This window comes from Planctomycetota bacterium (assembly GCA_039819165.1).
GTDB lineage: Bacteria > Planctomycetota > Phycisphaerae > Phycisphaerales > UBA1924 > JAHCJI01.
In genome coordinates this window covers 1869905-1884724 of the sequence record JBCBSM010000001.1, presented here as the reverse complement: position 1 = coordinate 1884724, position 14820 = coordinate 1869905, and the positions used below count along the sequence as shown (strand labels likewise).

Annotated in this window: 11 protein-coding genes and 1 tRNA gene; 9 read left to right on the top strand and 3 right to left on the bottom strand. The window is 66.9% G+C overall.

Going from position 1 to position 14820, the window contains the following annotated elements:
- A complete protein-coding gene (locus AAFX79_08190) occupies positions 1-1464 on the bottom strand; it encodes a UDPGP type 1 family protein (GenBank protein ID MEO1008531.1) in 1464 nt (487 codons plus the stop codon).
- Positions 1465-1541: 77 nt separating this feature from the next.
- On the opposite strand from AAFX79_08190, the gene AAFX79_08185 reads away from it, so the two are divergent.
- From AAFX79_08185 to AAFX79_08145, 9 genes are all read left to right on the top strand, one after another.
- On the top strand, positions 1542-2267 hold the full coding sequence (locus AAFX79_08185) for a ribulose-phosphate 3-epimerase (GenBank protein ID MEO1008530.1): 726 nt from the start codon (positions 1542-1544) through the stop codon (positions 2265-2267).
- A gap of 195 nt (positions 2268-2462) precedes the next feature.
- The gene (locus AAFX79_08180; protein ID MEO1008529.1) at positions 2463-3071 is read left to right on the top strand and encodes a histidine phosphatase family protein; all 609 of its coding nucleotides are present in this window, start codon (positions 2463-2465) and stop codon (positions 3069-3071) included.
- Positions 3072-3135: 64 nt separating this feature from the next.
- Entirely contained in the window at positions 3136-3990 is an 855-nt protein-coding gene (gene accD, locus AAFX79_08175; GenBank protein ID MEO1008528.1) for an acetyl-CoA carboxylase, carboxyltransferase subunit beta, read from the top strand.
- Between the two features lie 4 nt (positions 3991-3994).
- Positions 3995-5764, top strand: a complete 1770-nt coding sequence (gene lnt, locus AAFX79_08170) for an apolipoprotein N-acyltransferase (GenBank protein MEO1008527.1) — start codon at positions 3995-3997, stop codon at positions 5762-5764.
- Positions 5765-5780: 16 nt separating this feature from the next.
- Complete coding sequence (locus AAFX79_08165) at positions 5781-6845, top strand: HEAT repeat domain-containing protein (GenBank protein MEO1008526.1); 1065 nt, start codon at positions 5781-5783, stop codon at positions 6843-6845.
- Between the two features lie 325 nt (positions 6846-7170).
- Positions 7171-8025 carry a hypothetical protein gene (locus AAFX79_08160; GenBank protein MEO1008525.1) on the top strand — a complete coding sequence of 285 codons (855 nt, stop codon included), beginning with the start codon at positions 7171-7173 and terminating at the stop codon, positions 8023-8025.
- A gap of 49 nt (positions 8026-8074) precedes the next feature.
- The gene (locus tag AAFX79_08155; GenBank protein MEO1008524.1) at positions 8075-8278 is read left to right on the top strand and encodes a hypothetical protein; all 204 of its coding nucleotides are present in this window, start codon (positions 8075-8077) and stop codon (positions 8276-8278) included.
- Positions 8279-8400: 122 nt separating this feature from the next.
- A tRNA-Asp gene (locus tag AAFX79_08150) sits at positions 8401-8474 on the top strand.
- 651 nt (positions 8475-9125) lie between these two features.
- Entirely contained in the window at positions 9126-10412 is a 1287-nt protein-coding gene (locus AAFX79_08145; GenBank protein MEO1008523.1) for a hypothetical protein, read from the top strand.
- Positions 10413-10445: 33 nt separating this feature from the next.
- Here the strand turns inward: AAFX79_08145 and AAFX79_08140 are convergent, their stop codons facing one another.
- Positions 10446-14075 (bottom strand): CHAT domain-containing protein, encoded by a 3630-nt coding sequence (locus AAFX79_08140; GenBank protein MEO1008522.1) that lies wholly within the window; start codon positions 14073-14075, stop codon positions 10446-10448.
- Positions 14044-14820 (bottom strand): hypothetical protein, encoded by a 777-nt coding sequence (locus AAFX79_08135; GenBank protein MEO1008521.1) that lies wholly within the window; start codon positions 14818-14820, stop codon positions 14044-14046. The genes AAFX79_08140 and AAFX79_08135 overlap by 32 nt, the downstream gene beginning before the upstream one ends.

The following is a 14820-nucleotide window of genomic DNA, read 5'->3' as shown; positions in this document are numbered from 1 at the left end:
TCAGATTAGCACCCGGCTGCCGGCGGCTGGCGTGCCCTCCGGCTCGTGCGTCTCGCCCGCGGCGTGGGCCCAGGCGGCCCCGCCCGACAGCTCGAGCGTGCAGGCCGGCGCGCCGTCGTCGCCTCGTGGCACGGCGTGCCCCCGTTCCTCCAGCCAGCGGGCGGCGCACTCGATCTGCAGCGCGGCGCCCGTCGCCACGCTGTCCACGCCCTGGGCGTTCTTGACGGGCGCGAACTCCCGCTCCCGCTCGCACCGCAGCACCAGCGATTCGTCCGCGACCGGGACGGCGTCGAACACGAAACGCTCGAGCTTGACGGCGTTGGGGCTCTCGGGCTCGACGCGATTGCCGGTTTCGACGTCGACGTACGGCACCTTCTTGAAGGCGCGATGGAAGGGCAGCGCCCGCTCGCCGGCGTCGTGGATCTCGCGCAGGAAGCGAACCGACGCGGCGTGGATCGCCACCGAGCCGGCCTCGAAGCGGAGCCGCCCGTCGGGCGTCCGCTCGCGGGCGACCTCCTCGGGCAGGTCGGAATACTCGACCACGCGGGTGCGGCCGGCGACCCGGGCGAACAGGCCGACCTTCTCCTCGGGCGCCGCCTTGGGCACCATCTTGCTGGAGATCTGGCCCGAGGATCGCGCGCCGCCGGCCGCGGCGTGGGCGCCAAGGAAGGCCGGATCGATGGGCGTGACCAGCGGGTTGTCGACCTGGAAGTAGCTGATGTGTTCGACGCCCCCGCGCTCCAGCCGGTCCAGCTCGCCGCTCTCGACGAGGGCGCGGACCACGCCGCCGTGGCCGTCGGGGTTGGTCGCCAGGCGGTGGGGCTCGGCCAGCAGCAGCCGGCCGGTCGCGGGGTCGAAGCACGGCATCACGCCCTGGCGGAAGAAGCGGATCTGGGTGCGATCGAGCCCCAGCCAGTCCCGCTCGCCGAAGAACGCGATGGTCTGCTCGTGGTTCTGCGGGCTGGTCATGATCAGCCAGGGGATGGGCGTGCCCGCCCATCGCGAGGCCGCCGCGATCTGGTCGGCGAAGACCTCGAAGAGCGTCCGCCGGCTGACCGGACCGATGGGCAGCGTGCCCTTGGGCCCGTCGAAGCCCAGGCGGGTGCCCTGGCCGCCGGCGACGGTGAGTGCCGCCACCCTGCCGCCGCGGACGAGCTCGAGCCCCGCCTTGCGTGCCTCCTCGGCGTCGATGGCGTGGTCGCCCGGCGTGCCCCGCAGGCAGCAGACGGTCGGCGGCCGCAGCTCGCCCAGGCCATCGGCGGGCGCGGGCTCGCAGAATCGCTCGATCAGGCCGGGCAGCGCGTCGAGGTTGATCGTCGCCAGATCCCCCGCCAGCCCGGCGCGCTCGGCGTCGCGGAGCCGGTCGGCGAAGGCGAGCACGTGCGCCTGGCCGATCCGCTGGAGCGCTGGCCGCAGGTCCTCGAGTCTCGCGGGTCGCGCACCGGCGCTGGCGGGGGTGCTCATGGCGTGGGTCGTCCTCGTCGAGTGTGCTTCGGCGGTGGGTTCGATCGTAGAGCCGGGCGGCGGTATTACCATGCGGCATGGCAGGGAGCACGCCGATGGCCGAGCCGTCCACGACCAGCAATCCGCTTCTGCATCCGCCGCGCCTGCCGCTGGTGGCGCCGTCGATCCTGGCGGCCGACTATGCGAGGCTGGGCGAGGAGTGCCGCGACGCCCTGGAGGCCGGCGGCGACTTCCTGCACTACGACGTCATGGACGGCCACCTCGTGCCGAACCTGGCGCTAGGGGTCGACATGCTGGCGTCGCTCAAGGCGGCGCTGCCGGAGGCCTTCTTCGACGTCCACCTGATGGTCGAGCGGCCGGCGGACTTCGTCGAGCCCTTCGCCAGCGCCGGCGCGGGGCACCTGACCTTCCACGTCGAGGCGTGCGATGGCGACGAGGCCCGGACGCTGATCGATCGCATCCGGTCTCTGGGCTGCAGCGCCGGGGTCGCGGTCGACGGGCCGACGCCCATCGAGCGGGCCGCCGACCTGCTGCCCCACGTTGACGTGCTCGTGGTGATGTCCATCCGCGCGGGCTTCGCGGGGCAGGCGTTCGATCCGGCGGCCCTCGGCAAGATTCGCTGGGCGCGGGCGCGGGCCGGGAGGGACCTGCGGATCGAGGTCGACGGCGGCGTGGGCCCGGCGCAATCGGCGGGCCTGCTCGGGGCGGGGGCGGACGTGCTGGCGGCGGCATCGGCGGTCTTCCGGACTTCCCCCAGCGAGCGGCGGGGCGTCATATCGGCCATGCGGCGTGGCGAGGCGTAGGGCCCGGATAGCCGATCTTGATCGCATCATGTACGGGTTTCAGCCCCGGCATTCCGATCCGGTCGCCCCTCGGGCCGCTCGATCGGTCGGGATGGGCGGTACAGTTCGCCCCTCCGGCCGATACCCGGAGAGTGCCGCCCCCGGGGCAGCCGTCGTCCGCGTGTGGCGGAGCGGCTGCCGACCCAAGGGACCTGGATGGCCGCTCCCGCCCTGATCGATCTCATCCTCGTACGCAGCAGCCGCACGGAATGGGACGCCGCCGCGCGTCTGGGCGGCGATTGCGACCTGCCCGCGTGCGCCACCTGGGGCGAGGAACTCGCTGAGGCCCTCCTTGGCGTGGACGCCTCGGTGGTGACCGCCATCGTGTGCGGCCCCGACGAGGCGTCGGCCCAGACCGCAAACCACATCGGCCAGTTGGCCGAGCGAAAGCCCCGCACCATCGACGATCTCCGCGAGATCGACCTGGGGCTGTGGGAGGGGCAGCGGCTCGACGCCCTGGAGGAGCGGTACGGCGCCTTCAAGCAGTGGCTGGACGACCCGGCCTCCGTGGTAGCGCCCGAGGGCGAGAGCTTCGAGGCGGCCGAGAACCGGCTCATGGCCGCCCTGGCCCGGGCGATCGAGAAGCTCAACGGCAAGGCGAAGCACGTGGTGGTCGTGCTGCGGCCGCTGGCGTTCCACGTCGTCCGCAGCCGATTGGCGGGAGTGCCGCTAACCGAGAACTGGGACGCGGCGGTCAGCGGACCGCTGGTAGTCCCGATCCAGATCGAGCGGGAACGGCTGCAGCCCGCGCGGGGCGGCGTGTAGCCCGACCCGCGTGCCGCAAGACCCGGGGCGGAGCGCAGGCCGGCGATCGGCCAAGAATCGAGCTATGGCGAGCACCACACAGGCCAAGGCCGCCCGCAGCTGGACCGACGTGCGTCCGCAGCGGCGGTCGAGCGTGCCCGAAGGGCTGTGGCTCCGCTGCCCGGGCTGCGAGCAGCTGATCTACCGCAAGCAGATGGAGGCCAATCTCCGCGTCTGCCCCGAGTGCGACCACCACTTCCGGATTACCGCCCCCGACCGCATCGAGCACCTGGTCGACACCGGCTCGTTCGAGGCGATGTTCGAGGAGCTGCGGCCCATCGATCCGCTGGTCTTCACCGACCTCAAGGCCTACCCCGATCGCCTCGAGGCCGAGCAGAAGCGCAGCGGGCGGCACGACGCCGTGATGGCTGGCGTGGGCTTCGTCAAGGGCCGCCAGGCGGCGCTCTGCTCGCTCGATCTGGGCTTCATGATGGGCTCGATGGGCAGCGTGGTGGGCGAGACCATCACGCGGACGATCGAGATGGCCACCGAGCGGTCGCTGCCGCTGGTCATCGTCAGCTGCTCGGGCGGCGCCCGCATGCAGGAGAGCACGCTCTCGCTCATGCAGATGGCCAAGACGAGCGCGGCGCTGGCGCGGCACGATGAGGCCGGCGGGCTGTTCATCAGCGTGCTGGCCGACCCGACCACCGGCGGCGTGACCGCCTCCTTCGCGATGCTGGGCGACGTCATCCTGGCCGAGCCGGGGGCGCTCATCGGCTTCGCGGGTCCGCGGGTCATCCGCCAGACGATCCGCCAGGAGCTGCCGCCGGGCTTCCAGCGGGCGGAGTTCTGCCTGGAGCACGGGTTGATCGACAAGATCGTGGCCCGTGCCGACCTGCGGAGCGAGATCGCACGGCTGATCGACTACGCCGGGCTCTAGTTCGATGGTCCGGCGGCTCCGAAAGCTGTCGCCCGCGTGGCTCGCGCTCGGGCTAGTCGCGGGGCTCTGGTACGCACTGGCCGGGTTGCTGTCGGGCGAGCCCATTGCCTGGTGGCCGCTGGCGGTTGCGTCGCCCGCCGGACTGATGGCCGTGGCGCTGGCGGCGTCGCGACGTGGTCGGTACGCCAAGCTGTCGGCAGCGCTGGGCGCGATGCTGGGCGCGCTGCCCATGTGGTCGATCACGCACGCCTGGATCATGGACATCTCGGCGCTCGGCTACCCGCCGGGCATGCTGCTGCAGGCATCCTGGGCGGGCGCGTTCGTGCTGGCGGCGTCGCTCGCGCTGCGGGGAACGAGGCCCCCGCTGGCGGCGGCGGCCACGCTCGCGGTGCTCTGGTCGGCGGTCGAGGTCGCCCGCGGGCAGGTGCTCTTCGGCGGGTATCCGTGGCTGCTCGTGGGCCACCCGCTGATCGACGCGCCGCGGGTGTCGCTCGCTGGCGCGGTTGTGGGGGCCTACGGCGTGGGCTTTGCGGCGGCGCTGAGCACGGCGGCGGTGATCGGTCTTGCCTTGGGCGTGCTGCAGCGCGAGAGGATCGTCGGGTGCGTCGCGCTCATCGCGGTCCCGTGGCTCGCGCTCGCGCTGCTCGGGCTGCTGGCGCCGCCCGTCGGCGAGGCCCCGGGGGGTGATCGCGGCATCCGCGCCGGCATCGTGCAGACCAACGTACCCCAGAGCAACCGCACGAACTGGGACATCGAGCGGCAGATCGACCTGTTCGCACGATTCGTCGAGATGACGCGCCAGCTCGGGGGCGAGGCCGATGTCATCGTCTGGCCGGAGACGATGCTGCCCGGACCACCCATCGGCGTCGACGCCGTCCGCGCGATGCGGGACTTTGGGCTCTACTACGAGACCGAGCGGGGCCGGCTCAACGCGTGGTCCTTCGCCGAAGAGCTCGCGGGCATCCAGGGCGAGCTGGGCGTGCCCATGCTGGTGGGGGCGGCGAGCCAGGACGGGCTGGAGTTCTCGCGGGCCGAGGACGGCTCGATCCAGAGTGATTACGACGCGCTGCACAACAGCGTGCACCTGTTCTCGGACGGCCGGCTGACGAGCCAGCGGTACGACAAGATGCGGCTGACGATCTTCGGCGAGGTGATCCCGCTGGTCTCGCGGTGGGGCTGGCTGGAGCGGCAGCTGTCGGCGATCGGCGCCAGCGGGATGACCTTCGACCTCGACGCCGCGCCCGAGCCGTCGTGGATCGACGTGCCGCTGGCCGGCGGCGATGCGCTGCGGGTCGCCACGCCCATCTGCTTCGAGATCGCCTACGAGGGCGTGTGCCGCCGGCTCGCGACAGGCGGAGGCGACCGCGTCGATGCCCTCGTCAACGCCACCAACGACGGCTGGATGGGCGACAGCGACGCCGCCCGGGCGACCCACATGCAGCTGGCCCGCTGGCGGGCCCTCGAACTGGGCGTGCCCATCGTCCGGGCGGCCAACACCGGCATCTCGGCCATCCTGGATGCACGCGGTCGGCCCATCGGCGCCACCGCCTGGCTGCCCGAGGCCGGGCCCGACCACGAGATCGAGACCGCGGGCTATGCCTTCGCCACGCGAACGCCCGCGATCGTGGCCGGCGCGATCCCGGGCCGCACCGTCCGGCCGACGCCCTACGCGGCCGCGGGCTGGGCGACGCCCTACGTCCTGCTGGCCGCCGGCGGCGTGCTGCTGGTGCGGGGCTCGCTGCGGGCCCGGGCTGGACGAACCGCGGCGGCCTAGCCGACGAACGACGCTGATGCTCCGCAGAACCAGCGTACGACCACGTGTTGCGATCGCGACGGCCTCGCTCGCCCTTGGCGCCCTGGGGGCCGGCACGCTCACGCCGGGATGCGCGTCGGCGGGGCCCCGCGTGTCGCGGACGCCCGAGGCCGCCATCGGCCCCATCGAGCGTTCGCAGGCCCGCGAGCGGGCCATCGCCGCCCTGGAGCGCTACGCGGGCGATCCCAACCCGGTGGTCCGGGGCAACGCGCTCGAGGGCCTGCTCGAGGCGCCCGGGCGAGCATCCCCGGTGCTGCGGCGGGCCCTGAACGACGAGAGCCCGGGCGTGCGGGCCATCGCGCTGATGGCCATCGGCCGGGCCGAGCGGGCCTCGCTCCTCGACGACGCCGAGCCGCTGCTGCGGGACCCCTCGCCCTACGTCCGGCTGTCGGCGGTGTACGCGATGGCGGCCAACCGCGCGCCCAGGCAGATGTCCACGCTGGCCGACGCGGTGCTGGAGGCCGACGACCCCAGGCTGCGGGCCCACGCCGCGGTGATCCTGGGCGAGCTGGGCAACGAGTCGGCCCTGCCGCTGCTCAGGCAGGCGGCGCGGCGGCCGATGCGGTTGGCCGACCCCGTCCAGCTCCAGCTCATGCGGCTGCAGATGGGCGAGGCGATGGTCAAGCTGGGCGACGAGGCCCAGGTGCACCCGCTGCGGGCGGCGCTCTATCCCGCCCGGCCCGAGGAACTCGAGGCCGCCGCGCTCGCCGCCCGCATCCTGGGCGAGGTCCGCGACCGCGGCTCGGTCGACCAGCTCATCCTGCTGACCGCCAAGGAGGACGAGACCGGCCGCAAGCTGCCGCCCGAGGTCCGCCTTTCGGCCGTCTACGCCCTGGCCGAGATTGGCCAGCCCCAGGGCTTCTTCATCGCCGAGGAGTACCTAGCCCATCCCTCGCCGCAGGTGCGGGCCCTGGCGGCGCTGTCGCTGGGCCGCACGGGCCAGGCGCGGCACCTGCCGGTGCTGGAGGGCATGCTGGCCGACGCCGATCCGGCCGTCCGGGTCCACGCTGCCGCCGCTGTTGTCCGGCTGACACGACCGTGATAACCTGTGCCCTCGCCGCAGGGCCGGGAGGCTGACACCTCCGAGGTGTTCGGCGGGTCGGGGCAACCAGCGGGTTGGCCCGGTCGTATCGGTGCCCACCGCGAGGGTCGGCCGCTGCCGGCATCGCGTGCGGTATCCCGGCTCCCGCGGTGGGGGGTCGTCGGCGGTCCAGGGATGGCCCTCGTTTCGGCTTTTGCGGCTGGGGGCGGCTGGGATCGCTCCGGTTCGTCGTTCGATTGGGTTCTCGCTGGTTCGGGTCGCGGGGATGGCCTTGGAGGCCCTGGCGAAGCCGGCCGTTGCCGGTGCAGAATACGGGTAGCTGAACATGCACTTGCTCACGAAGTTCCTCGTCGTGTTGGCCGCGGTCGCGGGCATCGCGTTGTCGTCGTTGACGATCTCCTTCGCGGTCAACAACCGCGCCGTGCTGAATGACTACGAGCGGGTGTACACCGAGCTCGACGCCCAGCGTGCGGTGAACCAGGAGGCCGCCGCCCAGGCCGCCGCCGCCCGCGAGGCGCTGCAGGCCAAGATCAGCGAGCTGCAGTCCAACGAGACGGCGCTGGCCAGCCAGATCAACAGCCTGCAGGGCGAGGTCGGCGACCTCCGCCGCGACAAGCTGACGGCCGAGCAGTCGGTCACCAGCCTGCAGAACCAGATCACCCAGCTCAACGAGACCAACCGCCTGCTGACCGAGCTGGTCGACCGCCACTCGTCGGAGGTCGTGCAGCTGCGGGCCAACGAGCTGAACCTCCGCCAGAACGAGATCGCGCTGCTCGACCGCATCAGCGACTTGCAGAGCAGCACCGAGTCCATGGAGGCCACCGTCCGCTCCCTCCGCGAGCAGGTCGCTCGCCTGGAGTCGGGCGAGGGCGGCGGCGGCGTCGCCGGCGGCGGGTCGACCAGCCCCGACGTGGCGTCCTACGTCCGCGGCAGCATCACCGAGACCCGCAACGACGACTCGGGCTCCATGCTCGCCCGCGTCGACCTGGGCAGCGAGGACGGGCTCGCCGCCGGCAAGCGGCTGTACATCGTCGGCCAGCGCGGCGGCCAGGCGACCCTGGTGGGCTACTTCATCGTGCAGCGGGCCGACCTGCAGTTCGCCGACGGCACGGTCGACACCGCGGGCCTGGGCACCACGCCCCGCCGCGGCGACGCCGTCGTGTCCAACATCCGTCGCTAGGCACCCAACTATTCGAGCCAGGACCCGACTCAAGATTGGAGCCGCAGATATGAGCCAGTACGGCATGCAGATGCCCGGCGGCCGAGCCTCGAGGGGCCCCACGCTGAGCGTGCTCGACGCGTTGCTGTTCCTCGCGGTCATCGCGATGGGGGCGGCGTGCGTGTTCGTCTACCAGGCCGCCGTCGCGGTCGCGCCCGAGGGCAACGTGATGCAGCTGCAAGAGGAGGGTAACGTCCGCCTGGCGGACGGCTAGAGCGGCGGGAGCCTCCACCGATCAGGGGCGGACGCGGACCCCGCCGGCTCGGACGGCGGCCCGATCCTTGACCCCCGAATCGTGTCTGCTAGGCTTGTCTCGCGCCTCACCGAGGCGTGCCCGGGGCGGTAGCTCAATTGGTTAGAGTACCGGACTGTCGATCCGGTGGTTGCGGGTTCGAGTCCCGTCCGCCTCGCTTCGTAAGCCCCTGTGAAAGCAGGGGCTTATCGTTTTTGCGGGGTGTTCACTCTTAGCCGAAGATCGAATAGTGCGCGCTCTCCAGAGCGCGCACTGGTCGGACGCGAGTTGTCCCCGTGTGGTCGGGGACACCCGATGCTCTGATTCGACTGCGATGGTCTCTCCTCTGGCCTCAGGGGCACCGGGCTGGTGCCCCACCTCGGAGGTCCAGGGCATGGACAGAATTCCCGCCTCAACGGGATACGGGAATCTAGGCCACACCTAGCAGCAGATTCACAGCGGCCAGAGTGGCACGATAATGTACTGGTGCTTGAGACCCTGATCTGGAACAAGCCGTCACTCGGATCCGATGTCCAAGACCCGCTTGGGCTTGAACTCAGAGTCTCTACGCGCATGGCCGGACAGTTGCTGCACTGCATCACGACCATAACGCCACGGGCTCGGTACTACAGCTTCCTGCCCCTGGTGCGTGGATGACTATCGATCGCACCTTAAGGGACAGTCGTCGGACCGCGGACTAAACGACGCCATACGGCAGCGTGAGAAGGCTCTCGCTCTTGGCTGCATCACACATCACGAGGGTGCGACTTGTGATGGTGGTGGCGTCGTCGGTTCTCGAGAAGCTCAGCGCAAGCGGTCGGCAACAGAGATGGACGAGAGCTTTGATCTCCGGAGATACCGCCGGAGTGGAAGTCTCGCGTGGAATCAGTACTTCAACTCGCTGGTGAATCTCGGATGCTTCGAGGAGATGGAGCCGACCGAGGACGACGAGAACGGCGAGGGGGAATCAACGAGCCAGACATCGCCAGACGAGATTCGCTTGACGCCATTAGGGAAGCAGTTGGCCGACGCGTATGGGGCCGAACTTGGGCACCCACGAGTGTTGACGAACCTGAGGACGGGTGCCTCTCAGGTGACGCTTCGTGGTTTGGAGAAGATCGGCTCTGGTGGTGGTGTCTGCGAGATCATGAACAAAGGTCCCGTGGATAAGGGGCTGCTTCGCCACGTGTTCTTTGATCAGGTTGGGAGTCCCGGGAAGTCCCACGCCCTGAGAAGGCGCAGTCTGCTCTTGATCATGGACCTGATCCGCCAGTGCGCCGAGGTTGATGTCGAGTTCAACAGTGCAACGTTCGGAGATGCAGTGCTCTACGGCGCCACGACCGTCGAGGATTTGGTGTTCGAGTTCTCCCGTGATGGGGTGTTTCGTGACGTGGCAGATCTTTGGCGGATGTTCTACTTGCACAACCACTTGTCTGTGGCACTGGAAGGTGCATTTCTGGGGCTCATTCGGAATGTCGAGCAGTCTGAGCGAGGCAATGTTCGGTTTGAATCTGTATTGAGCTCCCTCGATGACAGCATCGTCGCGGAGACATTTGGAACCGGACTCGGCGTGGACGATCTCGAGTCATTCCTCGACTCGACTCCCGCGGGAATTCTCTCGCTCGCCGGCGTCGATGAAGCGAACGGGCGGCCGGCGATCGGCAGTGGCCTGCAACTTGAGTCGCCTCTTGCGGAGTGGAACCTCGCAGAGATCCTGCGGCAGTTGCAATGGGCGTCTCTTCCAACGCCAGCGGGTGTGGCAGTCTCCTTAACCCCCCTGACGACAGTGTTGCTCGGGTTTGATGAGTTGCGAGAGCACGAGGCAGCATTGTGGTGTGCTCGAAACGTCCGCGATCCGTACCTCGACCTCGCGCTGCCATTACTCTCGAACTGGCTGAGCCAGTGGGATCGAGTCTGGTGGAATCGCACATGGGACGATCTCGCGGCCGTTGTCCTCGATCGATTCGTCATTCGGCAGCACGAGTTGTTGGGATACGACAAGGGCAGCGGCTCGGACAGCATGATCCTCCACAGCAACGATGGTGTCCTTACAGCTACGGGAGAGTACGGGCGGGTCACAATCGGTAACCCAGGGAAAAAATCGCATCCGAAGTAGGCCGAGTTCTGGATCGCTTTGGGTTCGGGAGCATCAAGGTTGTCGAGAGATGACCGAAAAAGCGGCCCAATATGAGGGGTGTTCGTACGGTCGGACGGTACCGCTTGGAGCAATTGCTCGCCTTCGTGGATCACGTGATCGAGGCGGACGCTCGTCGAACGGCGGCTCGGACGCCTTAGCGATCGTACGGAGTTCAGCGAGCCTCTGGTCGGCCTCATGTCGGCTGAGCGATCTCAGCCATCGACTGGCCTCAGTCAGGGCAGCTGACGGTGAATGACGCTGAATGCCAATCGCCTCGGCCCCGGTGTCGTCACCAGCAAAGAGTACTTCGTAGAATTTCGTCATCAACAGTGCTGTCGCGTCGTCGTCTACCCGCCACCGTGATACCACCACCGTCTGAGCGCCGGCTGTCATCATCGCCCAGCCTATGGATAAACCACCTTCGCCCCGCTCGACTTGACCGGAGCCGGTTTCGCAAGCGCTGAGCACGACAAGCTCCGTCCCAGCCAAGTACCGCGGCCACTCGAATAGGATGTCCGCGACCGTCAATGTTGAATAACCATCTGTCAATGGGCAGCGTGCAAACTGAAGCGAGCTGTCTGAAGCATTCGGGTTGGCCATGCCGTGTACAGCCAAATGCAGCCACCGTGCATCGGGTGCGCATTGTTCCACTTCCGACCTAGTTGCGTCACACCACTCTCTGACTACCACCTGATCAGCGCCAAGTGCGCGAGACAGCGTAGCTCTGGCACCTGCGAGTTCCAGCTGAGCCCCTGGAAGCGTGTCCGGGAGCACGGCTTCGATCCAATCATCCGTCGATGGTGCTGCTGGGACGTCAGCCAGCTTGCTGGCAGCAACGGCCTCTCCGACTGGCATGGAGCAGAGTCGCATCCCTGAGAACGGAAAGTCAAGCGACAGCTCCAAGATTCGACCATTTCGCTCCACCGCGAGTGCTACTGGCGGCACTCCTATGAGGCCTTGGCGTCGCTCTTCCAAGTGGGTCAGCAGTGCTTCCGCGTCCATCTGCTGCTCACCATCTACGGATAACACAACGTCTCCGGCTGCCAATCCCGACATAGCCGCGGCCGTGTCGGGCATCACCCATGCGACGAAGACACCCTGTAGTTCACCCGCGGGAGCTTGAGAGGGGGGCATTGACTCATACTGAGGATTCCCGAACAAATACGCCATGCGGCGCACTTGATGCTTCGGGATAGAAGAAACTGTCAGAATCGCAGCAGACGGGGCGTACGTCACCGATGGTGCTGAGTCCTGTGGGAGTAGCTGCAGGAGGTACTCGATCGGAGTCGCGTGCACAACGTCATCCGCAATAACGATCAGCTCTCGCTTGGACAGTACCAGATCTCTGACGGAGGCCGGAATGAGAGAGTCGGCTAGCTGTTCTAGCCGTGCTACCGAATCAGCGCGATGTGCTGGTTCGACCAGCTCTCCTTTGAGCCATTCGAACGCTGCGGCATGTTGTGTACGGAGTGTTTCGGCTGTGACGTCGGTTCCATCCGGCCATCGGAGGCACACCACAGTGGGATCGCCATCCTTGGCAAGCAGATAGAGCGCAGATTGAGTCGGCCCGACGTCGAATGCCAGGACCAACTGTAGCGGATCCAGTCGTTCGCGCAAACATTCGAGGTCCACTACTGGAGGTCCTGACTCGGTGGTTCCTGAAGCGGCGACGGCCGCGCGTCGAGCTTCACGGTGTCTCGCCTTGGCGTCTCGTAGTCGTTCGAGGACTCTGGCCATGCCAGCTTCGGAGGAATCAGCGCTCAGGGCAGCAAGTTCAGTCTCCGCCCGCTCATGCTCCCGACGGGCTTCCTCAACCAAGCGCTGGAGCCTCTCCGGAACGCGCTCCAAGAGTGCTTCATGTCTGGCGAGCGCGGCTGACAACTCCCGGGCGCGTGAGCGGTCAAGGGCGACGAACGCCCGAGATACACCAGATCCGGACCTCACTCCACACGGGTCGCCGGGCACTTGAGTGAGAATCGCACGTGATAGACCTCTATAGGCGTCGAGGGCGTCACTTTCACTAAAATAGCGAGCACGATCGATCGCGTCCGCACGAAAACCCTCCCAGTTTGATTCGGCTTCGGCACACGCTTCCTCGAATAGGCGCTCTGCAAGTGCGCTGTCGTGCTGCTGTCCCAAGGCAAATTGTGCCCGGTTCAACAAGATTTGCAGAAAGTAGGGCCCGCCCGTCTTTCTCCCGAGGAGAACCGTCTCGTCCAGAATCCGCACCGCGTCGTCTTCCCGCCCGGGTACACGAGCTAGGGCAGCAGCGTAGTTGGAGCGTATGCGAAGCGTGTATGGGTGGTGCCTGCCCCGTCGCGCCAATACAAGGTCCGTGGCGCGAGCAAGCATGTCAATGCCGCGATCGAGGTCACCACCTTCAATAACGAGCGGCGCTAGATTCGCAAGCGTGATCGCAATACGCTCATCTGCTGGCGATAGACGGCTCTCTCGCAAATGGAGCGCATCAGAGAACGCTTGAATCGCAGCAGGTGTATCTCCCACTTCACGCAAAGTCAGGCCAAGGTTGTTCAGAACGGAAGCACGTTCTAGGTCCCACTCCGCTGATCTGCCATCAAGCGCATTCAACAAGGATCGGTAAAGCGTCTCGGCTCGACGAAAGTCTCCGTAGCGCAGGAACAGCCCCGCAAGGTTGTGGTATACCGGCAGGGTGAACTCAGCCCATTTGCCGGCCTGGACCTGGCGAATGCTAAGCGTCTGCCAATAGAGACTTTCGGCGTCTCGATACTCGCCTGCCGCGTGGTGCACTTGAGCGAGTAAATGAAGCGTCTCGGAAAGAATGAGAGGATCGATGCCAGCGGCTTCTTGGTCCTGGCGAAGGCGGGTCAACAGTTGTTTGGCCTCGGTGAAGGCACCATCGGCGTGTGCAATCGAGGCCAACCCGAGGGTTGGCGCTCCTCTCAACGGGAGGTGGTCGCCAACTGCATCGATGGCTTCGGCGTAGACCGCTTTCGCGTCGCCCATGCGACCGTCAAGTCGAAGACATTCGGCTAGGGCGATAGTAGCTTCAAGGGTGGTTGGGTGTCTATCGCCCAGGGCTCGTTTGAATGCTGCAGTTGCAAGGCTAACCTGCTGGACCGCATCATCGAGTCGTCCAGCTTGCCGATAGAGCCAGGCGGAGCGGAGACGTGAGTGCGCTGCATCAATGGAATCAACTCCTACCGCTCGTTCCAAGCGATCGGCTACAGAGAGCGCTGCCTCTGCGCCGTCATTGAAGTCGCCGCGTGTCCGGTACTGTGAGAGCTCTCCGTACAACACTCGAAGGGCATCTTGGACTTCTGCTTGTTCGTCCGGATTACTGGCAAGCGCGCCGGAGAGTTGGCGAAGTCGTACAGGAGTTTCGCTTCCCGCGGCGATGCCCCGGGACTCACGGAGCCGGACAATCGGAGCCATCATTTCAAGAGCTTTATCGAGATGGCCATTGGCGAGGAGTTCGAATGCAGTCGACTCAGCACTCTTGAGTCGTATATCGAGGTCGTCGTTGCTGTAGTGGCTAATGGGGCTGTGCCACGACCCGCCAGCATCTTGTGCATTGCACGTCAGAGCGTGGAACCACGCCGCAACCATGGCTGCGACGACGAGAGCACCATTACGGGCTGCCGACGTGGAACGCGATGCCATAGACCACCTCCGTAGCCTCCAGTGAGTCGAGAGATTCACAGAGCGCCCGAAAGCCTTCGGGTATCGCAGGCTTTGTGCGTCGTCGCGGATCGCGGATCCCGCGAACACGTTGGAAGGGCTCTGGAGCCTGTGAGTCGTACTGCCAGACTCCTTCGACACTGTTCCAGTGCGATGTTTGCTCTGTCCACCAGTTGCTATCGGCGGGAAGTGGCGAGTGAGTGCCTACTAGGATGAATGCATGAGTACCAGTACCATGGGTCAAGCCATAGTACATGGATTCCTGCGCGGGGTATTCGAGTTTCCCCAGACTGCGTAGGAGCGGGGGATGATCGGAGAGCCCACGACGAACACTCCCGCTGGGTTCAACAATCGCCAAATACCAGAGTCCGTTGCCAGTAATTCTGGCGAAGAGCTTGATGTCATCGTCGAGAAGTAGTCTAAAGTCCGGGTGGTCAGGATCGCGCAAAACGTTGCGCAGAAGTTCAAACCGACCGTCATCGAGCCTGTACTGCTCAAGCCGGACATCCCCAACCTTGAGAGGATCCCCATGAGGCGGCAGATTCTCGATCGTGCCGTAGACCGTCAGCACTGTCAGCGAGGACCCGTCCGTCACCGTGGCCCCGGTAGCGTTGCTTGAGACGCTGGTTGGGGTTGAGGCTGGTGGCTCCGAGGCGCACCCTGGCGGGATGACGTAGGCGGTCGCGAAGACGAGAACGCCAACGCCCTGGAGGATTCGATGTGCCAT